This window comes from Pseudoalteromonas sp. Angola-4, assembly GCF_028599265.1.
GTDB lineage: Bacteria > Pseudomonadota > Gammaproteobacteria > Enterobacterales > Alteromonadaceae > Pseudoalteromonas > Pseudoalteromonas atlantica.
The window spans coordinates 1-447 of the sequence record NZ_JAQREK010000091.1; the positions used below are offsets into that span (position 1 = coordinate 1).

At 42.7% G+C, this 447-nt stretch carries 1 pseudogene; it reads right to left on the bottom strand.

The window, feature by feature from the left end:
* A pseudogene (locus PSH48_RS20950) lies at positions 1 to 447 on the bottom strand (cobyric acid synthase); the annotation flags it as partial.

Genomic DNA, 447 nt, shown 5'->3' on the forward strand with positions numbered 1-447 from the left:
TACCAGCAATGGCATTATCGTCACTCACAAAACCATCGGTTTTAAAGTCATTGGGGTGTTTATTAAAGCGAATGAGTGGCTTGTAGAGCGCCTTTACTTGACTAATACCTGCATGTATTTCGTAGCCATCACATGCAACCTGTTGCTCATTTAAATTAAGCACTGCGCTCACTCGGCTTAACACTTTTTGCTCACCCAATAGCGTATCAAAATCGCTAAGCGCTAAACCCGTCACTTGCCCCAACGATGACTCCACCCCATTTGGATCACTGATAGTGTTACCCAGCATTTGCATACCACCGCAAATACCCAATACTTTGCCACCATAACGTAGATGGCGCTTAATTTGCTGATCCCAGCCTTCATTTTTTAAAAACGCGAGATCGCTGAGTACATTTTTACTGCCAGGTACAATAATTAAATCAACAGCAGGAATTGCTTGTGTAT